The sequence below is a fragment of the Pseudomonas sp. Pseusp97 genome (genome assembly GCF_047304025.1).
In the GTDB taxonomy this organism is placed as follows: domain Bacteria; phylum Pseudomonadota; class Gammaproteobacteria; order Pseudomonadales; family Pseudomonadaceae; genus Pseudomonas.
On sequence record NZ_JBGLYK010000004.1, the window covers coordinates 1 to 16,090 of the forward strand.

The window sequence follows — 16,090 nt, forward strand, 5'->3', positions numbered from 1 at the left end:
TTTTCCGGGGGGGGGCTTCCGCCCCCCCCCGCCGCCGCCCCCCATGTCCCACGCGCCCCCCCCCCCCCCCCCCCCCGGGGCCCCCCCCGCCCCCCAGGGAAGGGGAGTTGGTCGGGTTTTTCGGCCCGGCGTCCATGGGGTCGCTCATGGATCAGCGCCGGCTGACCAGCAGCCCGAGGAGGAAGCCGACACCGGCAGCGATGCCCACGGCTTGCCAGGGATGTTCGCCCAGGTATTCCTCGGTGGCGTCCACGGCGGCTTTTCCCTGGTCGCGGACCGAGTCCTTGGTGGAGTAGATGGCCTCACGGGCGCGTTTGAGGCTTTCGTGGATCTGGTCGCGCATCTGGTCGGCTTCGGCGCCTGCCAGTTCGGCCGAGGTCTGCAGGAGTTTCTCGGTGTCGCTGACGAGGGCCTGGAATTCGGCCAGGAGTTCATCCTTGGCGGCGTTCACTGCGGTCTTGCGAGGCATGTGATGCTCCTTGTGCTGGTTGAGGTTCCTAGGGTTCGAACCTCGCGGGTGCGGGAAAGTTTCTCATAAATTCACCGCCCGGCCGCGAGGCAGACACCAGCTCAAGCCTAGCCGCCGATGACGGAAGTGCTGGTATGCCGCTTGCATTTCTCTGGTGCGCATGGAGCGTCGAGCGCCCCACGGCGGGGCGTTCCCGGTGCCGCGAAGGGCCGGGAATATGCGCTCAAACGACTGAAATACATAAGGAAGTACAAGAAATTGCGAAGCTGGTCGGAAGGCTCGTGGGCCCTTCTGGTTCAGCGCTCGGCCCCTCTGTGGTGCGCCACTGCTTCAGTGTGGTGCGACGCAGGGTCGCCGCGAGCCGTTTTGGTGCTTTCCCCAACCTCCGGGGCTGCCTGTAGCGATGGAAAACCTCAATAGTGCCGTAGAGACGCTGGTCCACGGCTCCAATACGCTGTTCCTGCTGATCGGCGCGGTCATGGTTCTGGCCATGCACGCGGGCTTCGCCTTCCTCGAAGTGGGCACGGTGCGCCTGAAGAACCAGGTGAATGCCCTGTCGAAGATTCTTTCGGACTTCGCCATCTCCACCCTGGCCTATTTCTTCATTGGCTACTGGATAGCCTATGGCGTCACTTTCCTGCAGCCGGCGGCGACGCTGGCGAACGAAAACGGCTACGCCCTGGTGAAGTTCTTCTTCCTGCTGACGTTCGCCGCGGCGATTCCCGCGATCATTTCCGGTGGTATCGCCGAACGCGCCAAGTTCGGCCCGCAATTGTGCGCGACGGCGCTGATCGTGGCCTTCGTCTATCCATTCTTCGAGGGGCTGATCTGGAACGGCAACTTCGGCTTTCAGAACTGGCTGAAGGCCGAGTTCGGTGCAGCCTTCCATGATTTCGCCGGCTCCGTGGTGGTGCACGCCTTTGGCGGCTGGCTGGCGCTGGCCGCGGTAGTCCTGCTGGGGCAGCGCAATGGTCGCTATCGTGAAGGGCGGCTGGTCGCTTTCGCCCCGTCGAACATTCCGTTCCTGGCGGCGGGGTCGTGGATTCTCATCGTCGGCTGGTTCGGCTTCAACGTGATGAGCGCGCAGTCGCTGGCCGGAGCCAGCGGCCTGGTGGCAGTGAACTCTTTGCTGGCGATGGTCGGCGGTACGGTGGCGTCGCTGCTGGTCGGTCGCAATGATCCGGGCTTCCTGCACAACGGCCCGCTGGCAGGGTTGGTGGCGGTCTGCGCCGGTTCCGACCTGATGCATCCCATCGGTGCCCTGGCCACCGGCATGGTGGCGGGCGCTTTGTTCGTCTGGGCCTTCACCGCGACCCAGGTGCGCTGGAAGATCGACGATGTGTTGGGCGTCTGGCCGCTGCATGGCCTGTGCGGCGCCTGGGGCGGCCTAGCCTGCGGCATCTTTGGTCAGCAGGCGCTGGGCGGGCTGGGTGGGGTCAGTCTCGCCAGTCAGGCGATCGGCACACTGCTCGGTGTGGCGGTGGCTTTCGCCGGCGGCCTGCTGGTGTACGGCCTGGTGAAGTCGGCGGTGGGCATTCGCCTGACGAAGGAGGAGGAGTACTACGGCGCCGATCTGTCGATCCACAAGATCGGGGCGCTCAGTCAGGACTGAGACGGCAACCTGTAGGAGCGAGCTTGCTCGCGAACTGTTCCACCGGCAGCGCTGGAGTCAAGTGGTTCGCGAGCAAGCTCGCTCCTACAGAGGGAAAAGGAAAAAGCCCGGCATCTGCCGGGCTTTTTCGTCATGCCATGCGGGTTACCAGAGCGGCATGGTGTAGCTGACGATCAGACGGTTCTCGTCGTAGTCGTTGGTGTAGTTGGTGCGCATGGTCGCGTTACGCCATTTCACGCCCAGGTTCTTCAGCGGGCCGTCCTGGAAGACGTAGGCGATGTCGGTGTCGCGTTCCCATTCCTTGCCTTCGCCGTCGGTGGTGATCAGGTCGATGTTGTCGCCTTTCACGTAGCGGGTCATGAAGGTCAGGCCGGGGATGCCGATGCCGGCGAAGTTGTAGTCGTAGCGCGCCTGCCAGGACTTTTCATCCTTGTTGGCGAAGTCGCCGATCTGGATGTAGTTCACCAGGTAAGGGTCGGTGCCATTGATGTAGGCAAAGCCGGTGTCGCCGCTCATCTTCTGGTAGCCGAGGCCGAAGGCGTGGTAGCCCAGGGCGTAGGTGAACATGGCGTTGAGCGCCTTGTTGTCGACGTTGCTGCCGCCATCGTCATCGGACTTGGCCCAGCGGATGTCGGACTTCAGCGATTGCTTGTCGGCAATCGGCAGCACGTGGATCAGGCCCAGGTAGTGCTGCTTGTAGATGTCTTCCAGGCCGCCGTAGTGGTAGCTGGTGCTCAGGCTGTCGGTCCACTTGTAGGTGAGGCCGCCGAACAGGAACTTGTTGGACGTGAGGCTATCGCCCAGCTTGATATTGCGCTTGCCGCCGCCGGTGATGGTCATGTCCTCGTAGTCCGAGGAATCGCGCTGATTGACCTGATAGAGGCGGCCGCCGTCGACGGTCAGGCCGTCGAGTTCCGCCGAGTTGAGCGCGAAACCGCTGAAGGTCTGCGGCAGCAGGCGGGTGTCGTTGAACTGCACCACCGGCATCTTCGGCATCAGCGTGCCGCCTTTGAGGGTGGTCTTGGACGCGCGCAGCTTGGCGGTTACGCCCAGGTCGCCGTAGCTGTCCTCGGCGCGCTTGTCGCTGGAGGAACGCTGCAGCAGGCCGGTGCCGCTGCGGTCAGGCGAGGAATCGAGTTTCAGGCCCAGGGTGCCCAGGGCATCGACGCCGACGCCGATGGTGCCGTCGGTATAGCCCGACTCGTACTTGAGGATGAAGCCTTGGCCCCATTCCTCGGCCTTGTTCTGCGTAGGGGCAGGGCTGTCCTGGCGGAAGTCGCGATTGAAGTAGAAGTTACGCAGTTCGACGGTAGCCTTGCTGTCCTTGATGAAATCAGCGTGGGCGAGTGTCGGAAGGGTAAAGCTGGTACCCAGCGCGGCCAAAGCCACGGCACGGGCGATCGGGGTCTTGCTCATTGTTATTGTCTCCTCGAGCGCTTGGGGCAGTTTGATGATGCCGACTGGATCAGGGCCGGCATGTCAATCTGTTACAGCCTATCTACTAAATCATTACCGAATGTTGACGACTCTTAGACCTTAGTCGCTGATTAGTAAGCTGGCTATTGAAGCGCCGAGCGGCGAGTGGCGTGGCTTTCACTGGACCCAGTGGGGGTAGTAGCCGAGCTTGTCCTGCACCAGGGCGTCGTGGGCAGGCACCACGGTGAGCTTGGGGTAGGCCAGCATCAGCTCGTGCACGCGAGCCACTTCGGCGAGGGTTTGCTCGCGATTGTTGTCCACCATGTTGCGGCTCACCCAGAACTTCTCGTGCGGCCCGGTGAACCCGGACAGCCGCCAGGTCGTATCGCCGCTGAAGAAGAAGCGCCGGCCGTCGTCGAGAGTGATGAACAGGCCCACCGCTCCCGGCGTATGGCCGCCCATCGGCACCAGCACCAGGTTGCCGTCGCCGAACAGGTCGAGGCTGCGGTCGTAGCTCAGGAAGGGGCCGGAGTCGAACTGGAAGGGTACCCATTTCACCGGATGGCGGAACTGGCTGGGGAACACCGCCGGCGGCTGGGCGATATGGGCATAGTTGATCTCGTCATAGGTCGCCCAGACCGGAACTTCCGGGAAGTCCGACAGCGCCGAGGCATGGTCCCAGTGGGCATGCGACAGGATGATCCGGTCGATGGAAATACCGCTGCCCTGCAACTGTTCGCGTGCCGGTTTCAGGCCTTCGTAGCGGAACAGCGGCTTTTCCCACCAGGGCATGTCCTGCTTGAACTGGGCGTCTGCCTGGCTGCCCAGGCCGGTGTCGAACAGCAAGGTGGCGGCGTGGTGCTGGACGAGGACGGCGGTGTGGTTCATCGGAACCAGCCGCGTCCAGTCGCCGCCGGCCACCGTGAAGGCATCCAGCGTGGTAATGCCTGAGGTGCGGATCAGCGAAAAGCGCAGGTCGGCGGCCTGGAGATTCAGGCAGGTGAGGGCGAACAGCCCGGCCAGCAGCAGGGATGGGAGACGCATCGGAATTTCCTTTTCGTGGAGCGAAGGAGGGCGCCGTCACGTTGGCGGCGCGAGCAGGAGAGAGTCAGAAGGCGGGCTGCGCGAGGTAGCCGGGCAGGGCGCGAACACGGGCCATCCAGTCGTGCACGTAGGGATAGCCGGCCGGTTCCAGGCCGCCTTCGGGCGCCAGGGTGACGTAGGGATAGACGACAATGTCGGCGATGCTCGGCTTGTCGGTCTGCGCCAGCCAGCGGTGGTCGGCCAGCGTCGCATCGAGCAGCTCCAGGGCATGGCGGCCCTTGGCCTGGGCGGCGGCGAGGTCGCCGGGGCGCTTGAACAGCTGGATCACCCGGGCCATCGCCAGCCCGTGCTGCACCTCGTTGGCCGAGAAGCTCAGCCAATTGGCGATGCGGCCCTGGGTGATGGCGTCCTGCGGGTACCAGTGTGGCTCGGCGTACTGCCGGGCGAGGTAGGCCAGGATGGCGTGGGAGTCGCCCAGGCGCAGTTCGCCATCCTCCAGCGCCGGCACCTGGCCGCGCGGGTTGATGGCCAGGAAGGCCGGGCGCTTGTGCGCGCCGCCCATCAAGTCCACCGGAAGCAGTTCGGCCTTCTGGCCGATAAGCCCGAGGAACAGGCGAACCTTGTAGCAGTTGCCGGAAAGCGCGACGTCGTGGAGTTTCATGGCGCAAGCCCCTTGCGATGTTGTTGTGGGACGGTTGTCGTGGCGTGTTGGAATAGATAATAGACAGACAGGTCTGTATAGTTCAAGTGAAGTGACGGGAAGTCGGTCGGCTTCCGCTGTCGCTGTCGGTAAATCGCCCGGCTCCCCATGGGCGCCAAGCCTCGCGCATAATGTCCGGTCAGGAGGTAATGCCATGGCATCCAGCAAACGCGAGCTGCTACTCGCCACCGCACAGGACCTGTTCTACCGGGAGGGCTACCACGCCACCGGTATCGACCGGATCCTGGCCGAGTCGGGCGTCGCGAAGATGACGCTGTACAAGCACTTCAAATCCAAGGACGAGCTGATCATGGCTGCCCTGGAAGAACGCCACGCGCGCATGGTCGAGCGCATGGAGGTGGCCGAACGCATCCTTGCGCCACGCGAATCGATCCTCGCGGTTTTCGACGGCCTGCAGGACGTGCTGAACAGTCCGGACTTCTGCGGCTGTGCCTTCATCCACGCCGCCGGCGAATTCCACGATCGCGAACACCCGATTCACCAGCAGGCCGCCGAGCACAAGGCTTTCCTGGGGCGTTTCTTTGCCGCCCAGTTGGCGCGTCTCGGCGCCGCGGAGCCGCAAGCCCTGGCCCGGCAACTGCAGTACCTGCTTGAAGGCGTGCTGGTGATGGCGCACATGCAGGGCCCGGCGCAGCAGGGGCGCGAAGCCCGGGCCGTTGCCGATACATTGCTCAAGCACGCCGGAGTCTGATCCATGACGCCACCCCAGGAACCCTCCATGCCGCCGGAATGCCAGCTCTTCGGCACCCTCGGCTGCCACCTCTGCGAAGTGGCCGAGGCGGTGCTGATGCCTTTCGTCGAGCACGGCCTGCTGGTCGAACTGGTGGACATCGCCGACCGCGAGGAATGGGTCGAGCAATACGGCCTGACCATTCCCGTACTGCGCCGCTGCGATTCCGGGGCCGAACTCAATTGGCCCTTCGACGCGCAGCAGGTCGCTGCCTTCCTCAGCCGCTGACGCAGTCCGCGGCTTTCCCGTTCCTCAATCAATCGATGCGAGGCGCTCTGCAATGAAGATCGGATTTCTCGGACTGGGCGGCATGGGCGCTGCCATGGCTACCAATCTCATCACCGCCGGCCATCAGGTCACCGTCTGGAACCGCTCGCCCGGCGCCGCCGAGCCGCTGGTGGAGCTGGGCGCCGTCGCCGCCACCGAGCCTGCGCAGGCATTCGATGTCGAGCTGGTGATTTCCATGCTGGCCGACGATGCCTCCACCCGCGCCGTGCTGCTGGACAGCGGTGCCCTGGCTTCGGCCAAGGCCGGTCTGGTGCACCTGAGCATGGCCACGCTGTCCACCGGCTTCGTCAGCGAGTTGATCGAGTTGCACCGCGAGCGGGGGTTGGAATTCATCGCCGCGCCGGTGTTCGGTCGCACCGATGTCGCCGCGGCGGGCAAGTTGAACATCCTGGTCGCCGGCCCTGAAATCGCCATCGCCAAGGCGCAGCCGGTGCTCGACGTACTGGGACAGAAGACCTGGCCGCTGGGCGACGACCCGCTGCGCGCCGTCGCGGTGAAGATTGCCGGCAACTTCATGATCGCCAGCGCCATCGAGGCGATGGGGGAGAGCGCCGCGCTGGTGAAGACCTACGGCGTGGCGCCGGGCGAGTTCATGGAGATCATGGGCAACACCCTGTTCAACGCGCCGGTGTACCGCAATTACGGTGCACAGATTGCCGAGCAGCGCTTCGATCCGGCCGGCTTCCGCCTGGTGCTGGGGCTCAAGGATGTCGGCCTGGCGCTGTCGGCCGGGCACGAGCAGCGCGTGCCGCTGCCACTGGCCAGCCTGCTGCGTGACAACCTGCTCGAAGCCATTGCCCACGGTGACGGCGAGCTGGACTGGAGCGCCCTGTCGCAGGTGGCGTTGCGCAGATCCGGGCAGCTCTGAATCGCCCATGAAAAAGCCCGTCCGGCTGGACGGGCTTTTCTTGTGCCTGCGATCCGTCATCCGCGGACAAATCGCAGGCAATAAAAAACCCGCCTTCAGGCGGGTTTTTCGGGATTTGGTCGGAGCGACTGGATTCGAACCAGCGACCTTCTCGTCCCGAACGAGACGCGCTACCAAGCTGCGCTACGCTCCGTTTGATGGCGCGCATTCTACCGAAAAACTTTTGATGCACAAGGGGTTAGCGAAAAATATCTGAAAAAAGTTTTTCCGCCCCCGCAAAAACGCGAACGCCCCGCAGACCGATCACGGCCGGCGGGGCGTTTTCACCACCGGGAGAATCAGAGGTCCTTGACGGTCCGTACCTGATCCTTGTTCACGCGGGCGGTTTTGCCATCCAGCTGTTCGAACTCATAGAAGCCGGATTCTTCGTCGTACTTGGGTTTGTCGACCGACTGAATCTCGCGACCATCGTTCAGGGTGATGACGGACGGAGTGGAGCAACCAGCGAGCACTCCGAAGCCCAGGGCGAGCAGGAAGGCGGGAAGCATCCGTTTGTTCATTAGTGAATCTCCTGATGAGCGAACAAAAAAGTACGAAAAGTCTGACCGAGGGGGTGATGGCATAGTTCCCGGAAAATTTTCGAATGCGCCGCTATCAGTCGCGATAGAGCAGTTCAGGGGTGTTCAGGTTGGCGAGGCGCGGGTCTTCGCCGGGGCAATCCACCGCCTGCAAGCCCAGCCTCGAGAATACGTAGCGGGGGCTGCGGTCGCCCTGGTTCCAGGCTTCTTCTATCGCCGCGCGCATCACCACCGGAATGATGCTGAACAGCGGCTCCCACTGCGTGCCGCAGCGCAGCATATGAACGACGTCCGGCGCTGCGGCCGATGCGCGCAGCAGACGCTCCAGCAAGTCGGCATCCAGACGCGGCGCATCGCAGGGCAGCACCAGCAGGTGGGAGTGGCGAGCCACGGCCAGACCTGCGCGGATACCGGCCAGCGGGCCGGGGAAGTCCGTGCTGTCATCCCGTACCAGACGGTCGGCGAAGCCGGCGTAGACCTCCGCGTTGCGGTTGCAGGAGATGATCAGGTCGTCGCTGAAGGAGCGGGCGAGGGCCACGGCGTAGCTCACCAGCGGGCGCCCCTGCCACTCCAGCAGGCCCTTGTCCTGGCCGCCCATGCGCTGGCCGCGTCCTCCGGCGAGAATCAGGACGGAACAGGGCGGCAGCGGGGCTTGTGGCATGTCAGGGTCTCCGGGGCGGGCCTGTGATATAACACCGCGCATTCCAACCTCACAAGCAAGGGCCCTCATCATGAGCCACAAGGCCGAGCAGCCATTCGTCCCGCTGAACATCGCCGTCCTCACCGTCAGCGATACCCGCACCCTGGAAACCGACACCTCCGGCCAGCTGTTCGTCGACCGCCTGAAGGCTGCCGGCCACAACCTGGCCGCCCGCGTCCTGCTCAAGGATGACCTCTATCGCATCCGCGCCCAGGTCGCGACCTGGATCGCCGAGGACGAAGTGCAGGTTGTGCTGATCACCGGCGGCACCGGCTTCACCGGCCGCGACAGCACCCCGGAAGCCGTGACCTGTCTGCTGGACAAGGTGGTGGACGGCTTCGGCGAGCTGTTCCGGCAGATTTCCGTGGCCGACATCGGCACCTCCACCGTGCAGTCCCGCGCGCTCGCCGGCCTCGCCAACGGCACTCTGGTCTGCTGCCTGCCGGGCTCCACCAATGCCTGCCGCACCGCCTGGGACGGCATCCTCGGCGAGCAACTGAACGCCAGCCACCGCCCGTGCAACTTCGTGCCGCACCTGAAGAAGGCGGCGCCCTGCGAGAGCCGCGGATGAGCTGCTGCGACAAGCCGGGCCTGCTGCCGGTCGAGGATGCGCTGGCGCGCCTGCTGAGCCTGGCGGAACAGAGCCCGATCCTCGACATCGAGATCCTGCCGCTCGCTGAGGCGGATGGCCGTGTCCTCGCCGAGCCGCTGCTGGCCGGGCTGGACCTGCCGCCGTGGCCGAACAGCGCCATGGACGGCTACGCGCTGCGCCATGCCGACTGGCAGGGCGAAGCGCTGCCGGTCAGCCAGAAGATCTTCGCCGGACAGGCGGGCGAGCCTTTGCTGCCGGGCACCTGCGCGCGTATCTTCACCGGTGCGCCTGTACCCGAAGGCGCCGATTGCGTCGAGATGCAGGAAAACGCCGAGGTGCTGGAAGACGGCCGCGTGCGCTTCCTGGAACCGCTCAGGGTGGGCCAGCACATCCGCCCGCAGGGCCAGGAAACCCGCAAGGGCGATTGCGTGCTGCCGGTCGGCACTCGCCTTGGGCCGATCGAGATCGGTCTCGCCGCGTCGCTCGGCCTCGGCGAATTGAAAGTGCGCCGCCGCCCGCGCGTGGCGCTGCTGTCCACTGGCGATGAGCTGGTGGAGCCGGGCCAGTCGCTGGCGCCAGGACAGATCTACAACAGCAACCGCCATCTGCTGCGCACCTGGCTGCAGCGCTTCGGCTGCGAAGTGCTGGACGCCGGCATCCTTCCGGACGACCTGGAGCGCACCCGCGCGGCCCTGGCCGGTTTGTCGAATGTGGACCTGATCCTTTCCACCGGCGGCGTCTCCGTCGGCGAGGCGGATTTCCTCGGTGCGGCCCTGCGCGAAGCAGGCGAGCTGGCGTTGTGGAAACTGGCGATCAAGCCGGGCAAGCCGCTGACCGTCGGCCATTACCAGCAGGTACCGGTGATCGGCCTGCCGGGCAATCCCGCGTCCACCCTGGTGACTTTCGCGCTATTGGCGCGGCCCTACCTGATGCGCCGCCTCGGTATGCAGAAGGTCGAGCCACTGCGCCTGCAGGTGCCGGCTGGCTTCAACTGGACCAAGCCGGGCAACCGCCGCGAGTACCTGCGCGCGCGCCTGGAAAATGGCCGTGCGGTGCCTTACGCCAACCAGAGTTCCGGCGTGCTGCGCAGCGCGGCCTGGGCCGAAGGGTTGGCAGAAGTGCGCGAGGGCACGACGCTGGTCGAAGGGGAGTGGCTGACCTTCATTCCTTTCAGCGAGCTCCTCGACTGATGCGTTTGTTGCAGGAGCGAGCTTGCTCGCGAACCGTCTGATACCTGGGAGTCCGGCATCGTTCGCGAGCAAGCTCGCTCCTACAGATACAGCACGGTGTTCGCATATTTGTAGGAGCGGATTTATCCGCGATCCCGGTCGACAGGCCGGCTGAGGATGATTGCGGACGGAGTCCGCTCCTACGCAAAGCCAATCCGCGTGCCGCTCCATGAAAAACGCCGGTCTCAGACCGGCTTTTTTAGTCGTTAAAGATGCGTAATAACTGGGTTAGTCGGTTTTGCTCTGAGTTTACCCACACTTTTACCCACACTTTGGATTTTTCCTATCTGCTAGATTTCCGGTCCGAGGTCGCTTTTTTGGGTCCTGGGCGCTAGCTGCTTACTTCGAATGTCAGTGCTCGACCCCTCGCAGCACACGAATCTGCTCCTTAAGATAGAGATCCTTCTCCTCTTCCATCTGGAGGAGGATTTCGAGGACCCGGGCTCGAGAGAGCTCGTTATCTTTGGAGAATCTGTCCAGCCGCTTGATCGCCTTGTCGCTCAGGATAAAGTTGTATTGCTTCTTCCCCTTGGCTTCTTGGCGCCGAAGTTTCTGCCTCCAAAGCCGCCTGACCGTCGCGATGCAATGGGCCCTCTCAATGGTGCTCCACGTAAAGGTGTCGAGGGCTTGTAGCAGACGTTGATGGCTTTCTGGGCGTGGGTTAGGGAACACCTGATCCGAGAGGTGTTTGCTCAGCCAGTCCCAGACGTGCAAGCAGGCTTCTCGCTCGTCCCCTTCCTTAATCCAATCCAACTGGTGGTCCAGTTGCTGCTGCTCGTCCCATGCGCGCTTCAGGGTTGCCAGGAATGAGGTCTTTTCCCTTGCGGGTGATTCAGCGCAGTCGATCGTGGCTATCAACAGTTCCCTCTCGGATAGCGCCGGCGAATAGATTCGCTCGTCCGCCATTTCACGGGGCAGTCTGCGCTTGATCCAAGACAGCTGACGTTCGCTCTCCGATATCCAGGAGAAGTGCTTCTCAGGAATCAGTAAGTAGTTCTGATTGCCCCCCAAGAGGTCTGTCGTCACTCCGAACTTCTCAATGCTCTCGGCCATACGGTCGCGCATGGTCGCAGGAATGATGTTCTCGGGGTGGTAGACGGCGGTGTCGCGCAGTGCCAGGTAGAACCACAGCCAGATGTCGCGACGACGGTCGACTGATTTTTCCTTTAGCAGGTTGGAGAGGGTGTCCTCGGCGAAGAAGCCGGGTTTGAGAGGAGAGCGGCGACGGGCCATGACTTCCTTGCCTTGGTGAAAGCTTCTAGCTGCGGAGAGCTGGAATAGATGGATTGTAGATGTGGCGTAGAGTGATTCTAGAAGCTGCCTAGATGCCGTTTTAATAAGACATATCTGGAATTCCGAGGCCTGCAGCGGTGTTTCATCCATACCTGCTCTGCAGTCTGCCTTCTACATGGGGGGGCTGACGCCCGTTGTTGCCACCAGGGCTATCCAGAGCTCGTCCCGGTCATTAAAAACGAGACCTGCCAATCCTCTGAACGAACACCAGGAGCACGTTCATGAGGATCATCCGTTTACGAGAAGTCATGGCTACGACCGGTCTGGCCAGATCGACCGTCTACAAGTACATCAGCGAAGGGGCTTTCCCGAAGCCGGTGTCACTGGGGGAGAGGTGCGTGGGGTGGGTAGAGGAAGAGGTGCACGATTGGGTGATGGAGAAAATTGAAGAGCGTGACGCTGCTTTGAGAGCCGCGTGAGAGATGGGCCAGGTATAAACGCGGTGACTGGACACAGCCAGTCACCGCGTTTATACCGTTGGGAGGAGTTATCGAAGGGGGTATCTAAGGCAGCAATCGGCCAGAAGCGCGGACGTTAAAGCAGCGTGAATAAATCTGAACCCTTGTCACTCAGGCCATCATCTTCTCGTAGTGCTGCTCAAAACCAGTTCGCACGAATACTTGTCTGAACCGTTCAATGTAATGATCAGGCTCAATCTCACCAAAATCTGTAAGGTTCACGGCATCGGAGTGAGACTCACGGTTTATATAGCGATACAGAGCCTTAAAATCGGCGTCCTCATCAGCTAAATCCTGCAACGCCTTCGCGAGTTCATCTTGCTTATGCACAAAATTGAAATAATGCTCAAGGATGTTTCGCATCATGTTGGGGATTACAGATACTGAGGTTCGGCCTGACTGTGCGTCTTTAATGGCCTGCCAGAAAGATTGGTAGTCGTTCTGTATATCAGATGCTTTCATTGGGATGATGCCGCTGTATTGCGCCTTGGTTATTCTAAACAGCGAAAAGTCGTCAGCCTTCTTCAAAAGCTTTAGCATCTCATGAAAAAAGAAAAGATTGTGAGTCAAAATAAAAACTTGCTTGAACCTGTCTTTGGGACTTAGGATTCTCCGATAAATTAACGACGCGATATCGTAAACATAGTTGTGAGACAGGCTCGATATTGGATCATCGATAACTATGACGCGATTTGTCTTCAGCTTGCCGCTCTTGCTGTCGAGGTCTCCATTGCAAATCTCTAAGAAGTAAAGGAACGAGATTAGTGTCTTCTCACCCTCGCTCAATGTCTTGAATACTCCCTGCTGCTGAGCCGGCCGCTCTAGGCGGTAACGGGGCAAATCACCCTCTTCCCGCACCACCAAGAAACCTTTCAGCCCCAGCGTGTTGAGTGACGCGTTGATGCTATCTATCGACTGATCAATGTTGGTTATTTTTGCTCTATTATCAGCGATGATTTGCTTTTGTTTTTGAGCCTGCTCTTTAATAAGCTCAATTGCCTTTCGCTTCGTTGCAATCTGCGTTTCGAGATCATTTCGAGCTGCTTTGGCTTTAGAAAGCACTGAGTCGATCGCACCTCTGAAACAATCCCAAAATCGGACTTTGATCGTATCTAAGTGAGCTTTTTTGTTTTTCACCTTGAGATTGAAAGCGGTGATCTTATCTTGCTCAAGCTTCACTAATAAATTCAGGCTATCCAATACATGGGAAGACGACTCCAGAACGACCGGTGCTGACGGGTTAGCGAGCTTATCGGCTAGCAAGCGGCAATTTTTCTGCAGAAGAACCTCAAGAGCGGCGATTCCAGTTGCGAACTCTGGCATTTGATAATCGATCCGCTGATACTGGGCCTTGAGACGTGCTGCACCTGCTTCGTACCTAGATTTCACCCCTGCCAGATCATCCACTTTTCTTTGGTAGGTTTGATCGAAAACCTTGTTTAGTTCTTCGTAGAAATCCGCTTGGAGTTTCTGCTGGCAAAAAGGACAAGTATTGTCATTTCTATCAACAAACCTAAATGCCTGCTTTACCCAATCGGAGTTTCCAAGATTGTTGATTACCTCGCTGAGGTAAGAGTTATCAGAGCCAATTATAACCTCATCCAATAATGGGCTGGATTCAAGATCCTGCTCCGAAAAACTGAATGAAGGGAGCGTCGGACGCTCTTGATCACTTGCTGACTGTAATTCAAATGCCTCCAGAGCTAATATCTCAAATGTGTCTGTCACAGGCCGCAGGCTCAGACTTTCGACTTTTTCCGCCAAGCGTTCCTTAGTATTTAATCCTGTGAAACAAAACTTCAGATCTGAGCTGTCGTGCTGCTTTCTCAAGATCCATAAATCATCTAAAAACGTCTCTCTATTCTCTTTTTGTGTCGCAGCTAGAGCGTTACCAGCAACCAACTCGCCTTGCCGCTGCTCGGCTAGTTTCTGTAGCGCCTCTTCCGCAGCTAGCAACGCATTTTCTGCCTCAATGTTCCCTTCGTTCAGTGTGAAAACACCGGGCTGCGAACTCTCCTGAAAATGGCTTTCCATGAAGTTGTGGTTGTAGACCAGCAGTTCACGATCAGGGTTTGAAGGTTGAATGTCGCAGTTGTAATAAATCAGATCACCGGGATCTTGGAGGTAATTGCCGATGGTGGTCTTACCCGTGCCATTGTGGCCATAAAACATGTTGACCTTGGTCAGCGGCCCGATCGCCACATTCGCATCCGGGGAATAGCTGGTCACACCTCGGAGAATGATTTTCTTTATCACTGGACTGTCCCTATCGAGAAACGGCTACCAAGGTTTCATCCTAGGTCTGAGCTGTGAGATTAGGAAGCCATCACTCCAAGAACATGTTCAGCCAGGCATCGCTTGGGAGAAAGGGAGCAGATTTTTTTGCGAGCAGACCGAACGCTTCCTGCTGGATTTGGCCGCCCTCGAGCAGCTGCAATGGGTCGATTGCTGCCTTGGTTGAACGTCCGATTCGATTAGGGAAATGCGGAGGTGATTGATTTATTGCCGGAGTGACGAGAACCGAAAATGTCCAATCGACATTGTGGCTTTAGCTTCAGTCTGTCCGAGCTCATTGGAGGTTGAGTTCTCGGTGCGGGTAATATGCTTTATAGCCATCTATCCATCCCACCATTCAACACCAGCTCCTGTCCCAGCTCATCCATCCAATCACTACGTCTTCCTAGCCATTGACCAGTAGAAAGTTACTCCCAGTGCAGAGGATATGAGCCTCACTCAGGAGTAACCTTCATGCCTCGTCACCCGAGTAATACCAGCCTCCACCTGCATCACAGCAGCACTTTCCAGGGCCTTCCTGTAATGGCAGAGAAGGGACCCTTCATCGAACAGTACCTATCTCGCTTGCACAGCACCATTGCACGTTCCCTGAAGCAGTACTCCAGAGTGTTTGCCTTTAGAGTGGATCTACGTCTGCCACTGTCCATCGAGCTGCCTGACTACGTGTACACCAACGAGGTCATCAGTAGGTTTCTGGAGTCCTTCAAGGCCAAGATCGAGCATGATCGACAGAGGGCACGCACTCGGCATCGATACGCTCATGACAGCAGGGTCCGATATGTATGGGCGAGAGAAGAGAGCAGGAGAGAGAGACCGCATTACCACCTGCTGATCCTGCTCAATGGAGATGCTTACTTCACAGTCGGCAGGAAGACCTCATCTGAGCAGAACATCTTCCATCGTCTGCAGCAGGCATGGGCGAGTGCGCTGGGTCTTAGCGTGGGCGAGGTGAGTGGTCTGGTGGAGATACCCCGAGCGGCTGGATACCTGGTTACTCGAGCTGCTGGTGATCATGGAGAGCTAGCTGACCTGTTCCATCGAGCGAGTTACCTCTGCAAGGCAGCTACGAAGAACTATAGGGATGGTCAGCATGGCTTCGGATGCAGCCGTGGATAGCTATTCCAGACACGTCTTATATCGATCTTCACCCATGATCGGTCCAATGCACCTGCCTCATTCCTGTTTGCGTGAAGGGGCAGTTGGAGCAGCTCGGCAGCTCTGAAAGGGCATCGTCGGGATGCTTCAACTCTTGCGATGGAGCGCGGTGTTTGACCGTATCGAGACTGGGCGTGGAAGCCTCGTTTTCGGACTGGTTGGTTCGTAGAAATTAACCCAGTTGGCTCCTGGTATGACTAAAGCCAGCTAGGTGCATTTCCATGACGAGCCACACCGCCATCCTTTCCGAACTGCTGCATCGGGCAGATATCACCCGCCAGATTGAGCGTTTCGTTGAGGCAGTTTGGGCCAGCAGCGAGCCGGCCTACCACGTCTCTCATGATCGCGCCGGCGATAGCCTTTATCAGCCGACACCTCTAGCCATTTCAGTCGTTCAGCTAAAGCAAATGCATGACTTCATCATGGGGCTCGACGATGAAGTGGAGGGCGAGGCACTACGAGCGTTTCAGGATGCCTGTCGGTGCGTGGGGCTTGAGTTCAGCCCATTGGTGGGCATGGTCTGCCTCAACGAAAGTGAAGACGGGTATCTAACGCCGGAAGAGACACTGAACTGGTTCGTGAAGCGTGTTCGAACGCAATTCCATACCCCTCAAGAGTGAGCTCATGGGGCTTCGCTAGAGT

The 16,090-nt window shown here is 59.9% G+C and carries 17 protein-coding genes and 1 tRNA gene; 9 read left to right on the top strand and 9 right to left on the bottom strand.

Translation table 11 applies throughout. The features are described 5' to 3' along the window. Nucleotides 1-151: 151 nt before the first annotated feature. Nucleotides 152-469: a DUF883 family protein gene (locus ACCC94_RS01625; protein WP_413347731.1), complete on the bottom strand. Its 318-nt coding sequence runs from the start codon at nt 467-469 to the stop codon at nt 152-154. A gap of 403 nt (nt 470-872) precedes the next feature. On the opposite strand from ACCC94_RS01625, the gene ACCC94_RS01630 reads away from it, so the two are divergent. Continuing rightward, nucleotides 873-2,081, top strand: coding sequence for an ammonium transporter (locus ACCC94_RS01630; protein WP_413347732.1), 1,209 nt, complete (start codon nt 873-875; stop codon nt 2,079-2,081). Between the two features lie 144 nt (nt 2,082-2,225). Here ACCC94_RS01630 and ACCC94_RS01635 read toward each other — a convergent pair whose 3' ends face one another. The 3 genes from ACCC94_RS01635 to ACCC94_RS01645 form a co-directional block, all read right to left on the bottom strand. Next, nucleotides 2,226-3,497: an OprD family porin gene (locus ACCC94_RS01635; protein ID WP_413347733.1), complete on the bottom strand. Its 1,272-nt coding sequence runs from the start codon at nt 3,495-3,497 to the stop codon at nt 2,226-2,228. Between the two features lie 177 nt (nt 3,498-3,674). Further along, complete coding sequence (locus tag ACCC94_RS01640) at nt 3,675-4,541, bottom strand: MBL fold metallo-hydrolase (protein WP_413347734.1); 867 nt, start codon at nt 4,539-4,541, stop codon at nt 3,675-3,677. Nucleotides 4,542-4,605: 64 nt separating this feature from the next. Beyond that, nucleotides 4,606-5,202: a glutathione S-transferase family protein gene (locus tag ACCC94_RS01645; protein ID WP_413347735.1), complete on the bottom strand. Its 597-nt coding sequence runs from the start codon at nt 5,200-5,202 to the stop codon at nt 4,606-4,608. A 193-nt stretch (nt 5,203-5,395) separates the two neighbouring features. Between ACCC94_RS01645 and ACCC94_RS01650 the strand changes: the two genes are divergently transcribed. Genes ACCC94_RS01650 through ACCC94_RS01660 form a run of 3 tightly spaced genes read left to right on the top strand, consistent with a single transcriptional unit; the run spans nt 5,396 to nt 7,148 of the window. Then, nucleotides 5,396-5,953 (top strand): TetR/AcrR family transcriptional regulator, encoded by a 558-nt coding sequence (locus ACCC94_RS01650; RefSeq protein ID WP_413347736.1) that lies wholly within the window; start codon nt 5,396-5,398, stop codon nt 5,951-5,953. 27 nt (nt 5,954-5,980) lie between these two features. After that, complete coding sequence (locus tag ACCC94_RS01655) at nt 5,981-6,220, top strand: glutaredoxin family protein (RefSeq protein ID WP_413347785.1); 240 nt, start codon at nt 5,981-5,983, stop codon at nt 6,218-6,220. 52 nt (nt 6,221-6,272) lie between these two features. Next, nucleotides 6,273-7,148 carry an NAD(P)-dependent oxidoreductase gene (locus tag ACCC94_RS01660; RefSeq protein ID WP_413347737.1) on the top strand — a complete coding sequence of 292 codons (876 nt, stop codon included), beginning with the start codon at nt 6,273-6,275 and terminating at the stop codon, nt 7,146-7,148. A 116-nt stretch (nt 7,149-7,264) separates the two neighbouring features. On the opposite strand, the gene ACCC94_RS01665 is transcribed toward ACCC94_RS01660, so the two are convergent. From ACCC94_RS01665 to mobA, 3 genes are all read right to left on the bottom strand, one after another. Then, nucleotides 7,265-7,341 (bottom strand) — tRNA-Pro (locus tag ACCC94_RS01665). Between the two features lie 145 nt (nt 7,342-7,486). Then, the gene (locus tag ACCC94_RS01670; RefSeq protein WP_017519306.1) at nt 7,487-7,708 is read right to left on the bottom strand and encodes a YgdI/YgdR family lipoprotein; all 222 of its coding nucleotides are present in this window, start codon (nt 7,706-7,708) and stop codon (nt 7,487-7,489) included. Between the two features lie 94 nt (nt 7,709-7,802). Next, nucleotides 7,803-8,387, bottom strand: coding sequence for a molybdenum cofactor guanylyltransferase MobA (mobA, locus tag ACCC94_RS01675; protein ID WP_413347738.1), 585 nt, complete (start codon nt 8,385-8,387; stop codon nt 7,803-7,805). 70 nt (nt 8,388-8,457) lie between these two features. On the opposite strand from mobA, the gene moaB reads away from it, so the two are divergent. Next, nucleotides 8,458-8,997, top strand: coding sequence for a molybdenum cofactor biosynthesis protein B (gene moaB, locus ACCC94_RS01680; protein ID WP_152224593.1), 540 nt, complete (start codon nt 8,458-8,460; stop codon nt 8,995-8,997). Further along, the gene (glp, locus tag ACCC94_RS01685; RefSeq protein ID WP_413347739.1) at nt 8,994-10,208 is read left to right on the top strand and encodes a gephyrin-like molybdotransferase Glp; all 1,215 of its coding nucleotides are present in this window, start codon (nt 8,994-8,996) and stop codon (nt 10,206-10,208) included. The genes moaB and glp overlap by 4 nt, the downstream gene beginning before the upstream one ends. A gap of 390 nt (nt 10,209-10,598) precedes the next feature. Here glp and ACCC94_RS01690 read toward each other — a convergent pair whose 3' ends face one another. Continuing rightward, the gene (locus ACCC94_RS01690; RefSeq protein WP_413347740.1) at nt 10,599-11,480 is read right to left on the bottom strand and encodes a hypothetical protein; all 882 of its coding nucleotides are present in this window, start codon (nt 11,478-11,480) and stop codon (nt 10,599-10,601) included. A gap of 281 nt (nt 11,481-11,761) precedes the next feature. Between ACCC94_RS01690 and ACCC94_RS01695 the strand changes: the two genes are divergently transcribed. Further along, a complete protein-coding gene (locus tag ACCC94_RS01695) occupies nt 11,762-11,959 on the top strand; it encodes a helix-turn-helix transcriptional regulator (RefSeq protein ID WP_023122019.1) in 198 nt (65 codons plus the stop codon). 150 nt (nt 11,960-12,109) lie between these two features. Here the strand turns inward: ACCC94_RS01695 and ACCC94_RS01700 are convergent, their stop codons facing one another. Then, on the bottom strand, nt 12,110-14,254 hold the full coding sequence (locus ACCC94_RS01700; protein WP_413347741.1) for an AAA family ATPase: 2,145 nt from the start codon (nt 14,252-14,254) through the stop codon (nt 12,110-12,112). A 561-nt stretch (nt 14,255-14,815) separates the two neighbouring features. Between ACCC94_RS01700 and ACCC94_RS01705 the strand changes: the two genes are divergently transcribed. Both ACCC94_RS01705 and ACCC94_RS01710 read left to right on the top strand, forming a co-directional pair. Continuing rightward, the gene (locus ACCC94_RS01705; protein WP_413347786.1) at nt 14,816-15,409 is read left to right on the top strand and encodes an inovirus Gp2 family protein; all 594 of its coding nucleotides are present in this window, start codon (nt 14,816-14,818) and stop codon (nt 15,407-15,409) included. 260 nt (nt 15,410-15,669) lie between these two features. Continuing rightward, nucleotides 15,670-16,068, top strand: coding sequence for a hypothetical protein (locus ACCC94_RS01710; RefSeq protein WP_413347742.1), 399 nt, complete (start codon nt 15,670-15,672; stop codon nt 16,066-16,068). Nucleotides 16,069-16,090: the final 22 nt, after the last annotated feature.

Bases quoted from the DNA above. Each gene is read 5' to 3' on its own strand.
- ACCC94_RS01625 (WP_413347731.1), bottom strand. From the start codon at position 469: ATGCCTCGCAAGACCGCAGTGAACGCCGCCAAGGATGAACTCCTGGCC.
- ACCC94_RS01630 (WP_413347732.1), top strand. From the start codon at position 873: ATGGAAAACCTCAATAGTGCCGTAGAGACGCTGGTCCACGGCTCCAAT.
- ACCC94_RS01635 (WP_413347733.1), bottom strand. From the start codon at position 3,497: ATGAGCAAGACCCCGATCGCCCGTGCCGTGGCTTTGGCCGCGCTGGGT.
- ACCC94_RS01640 (WP_413347734.1), bottom strand. From the start codon at position 4,541: ATGCGTCTCCCATCCCTGCTGCTGGCCGGGCTGTTCGCCCTCACCTGC.
- ACCC94_RS01645 (WP_413347735.1), bottom strand. From the start codon at position 5,202: ATGAAACTCCACGACGTCGCGCTTTCCGGCAACTGCTACAAGGTTCGC.
- ACCC94_RS01650 (WP_413347736.1), top strand. From the start codon at position 5,396: ATGGCATCCAGCAAACGCGAGCTGCTACTCGCCACCGCACAGGACCTG.
- ACCC94_RS01655 (WP_413347785.1), top strand. From the start codon at position 5,981: ATGCCGCCGGAATGCCAGCTCTTCGGCACCCTCGGCTGCCACCTCTGC.
- ACCC94_RS01660 (WP_413347737.1), top strand. From the start codon at position 6,273: ATGAAGATCGGATTTCTCGGACTGGGCGGCATGGGCGCTGCCATGGCT.
- ACCC94_RS01670 (WP_017519306.1), bottom strand. From the start codon at position 7,708: ATGAACAAACGGATGCTTCCCGCCTTCCTGCTCGCCCTGGGCTTCGGA.
- mobA (WP_413347738.1), bottom strand. From the start codon at position 8,387: ATGCCACAAGCCCCGCTGCCGCCCTGTTCCGTCCTGATTCTCGCCGGA.
- moaB (WP_152224593.1), top strand. From the start codon at position 8,458: ATGAGCCACAAGGCCGAGCAGCCATTCGTCCCGCTGAACATCGCCGTC.
- glp (WP_413347739.1), top strand. From the start codon at position 8,994: ATGAGCTGCTGCGACAAGCCGGGCCTGCTGCCGGTCGAGGATGCGCTG.
- ACCC94_RS01690 (WP_413347740.1), bottom strand. From the start codon at position 11,480: ATGGCCCGTCGCCGCTCTCCTCTCAAACCCGGCTTCTTCGCCGAGGAC.
- ACCC94_RS01695 (WP_023122019.1), top strand. From the start codon at position 11,762: ATGAGGATCATCCGTTTACGAGAAGTCATGGCTACGACCGGTCTGGCC.
- ACCC94_RS01705 (WP_413347786.1), top strand. From the start codon at position 14,816: ATGGCAGAGAAGGGACCCTTCATCGAACAGTACCTATCTCGCTTGCAC.
- ACCC94_RS01710 (WP_413347742.1), top strand. From the start codon at position 15,670: ATGACGAGCCACACCGCCATCCTTTCCGAACTGCTGCATCGGGCAGAT.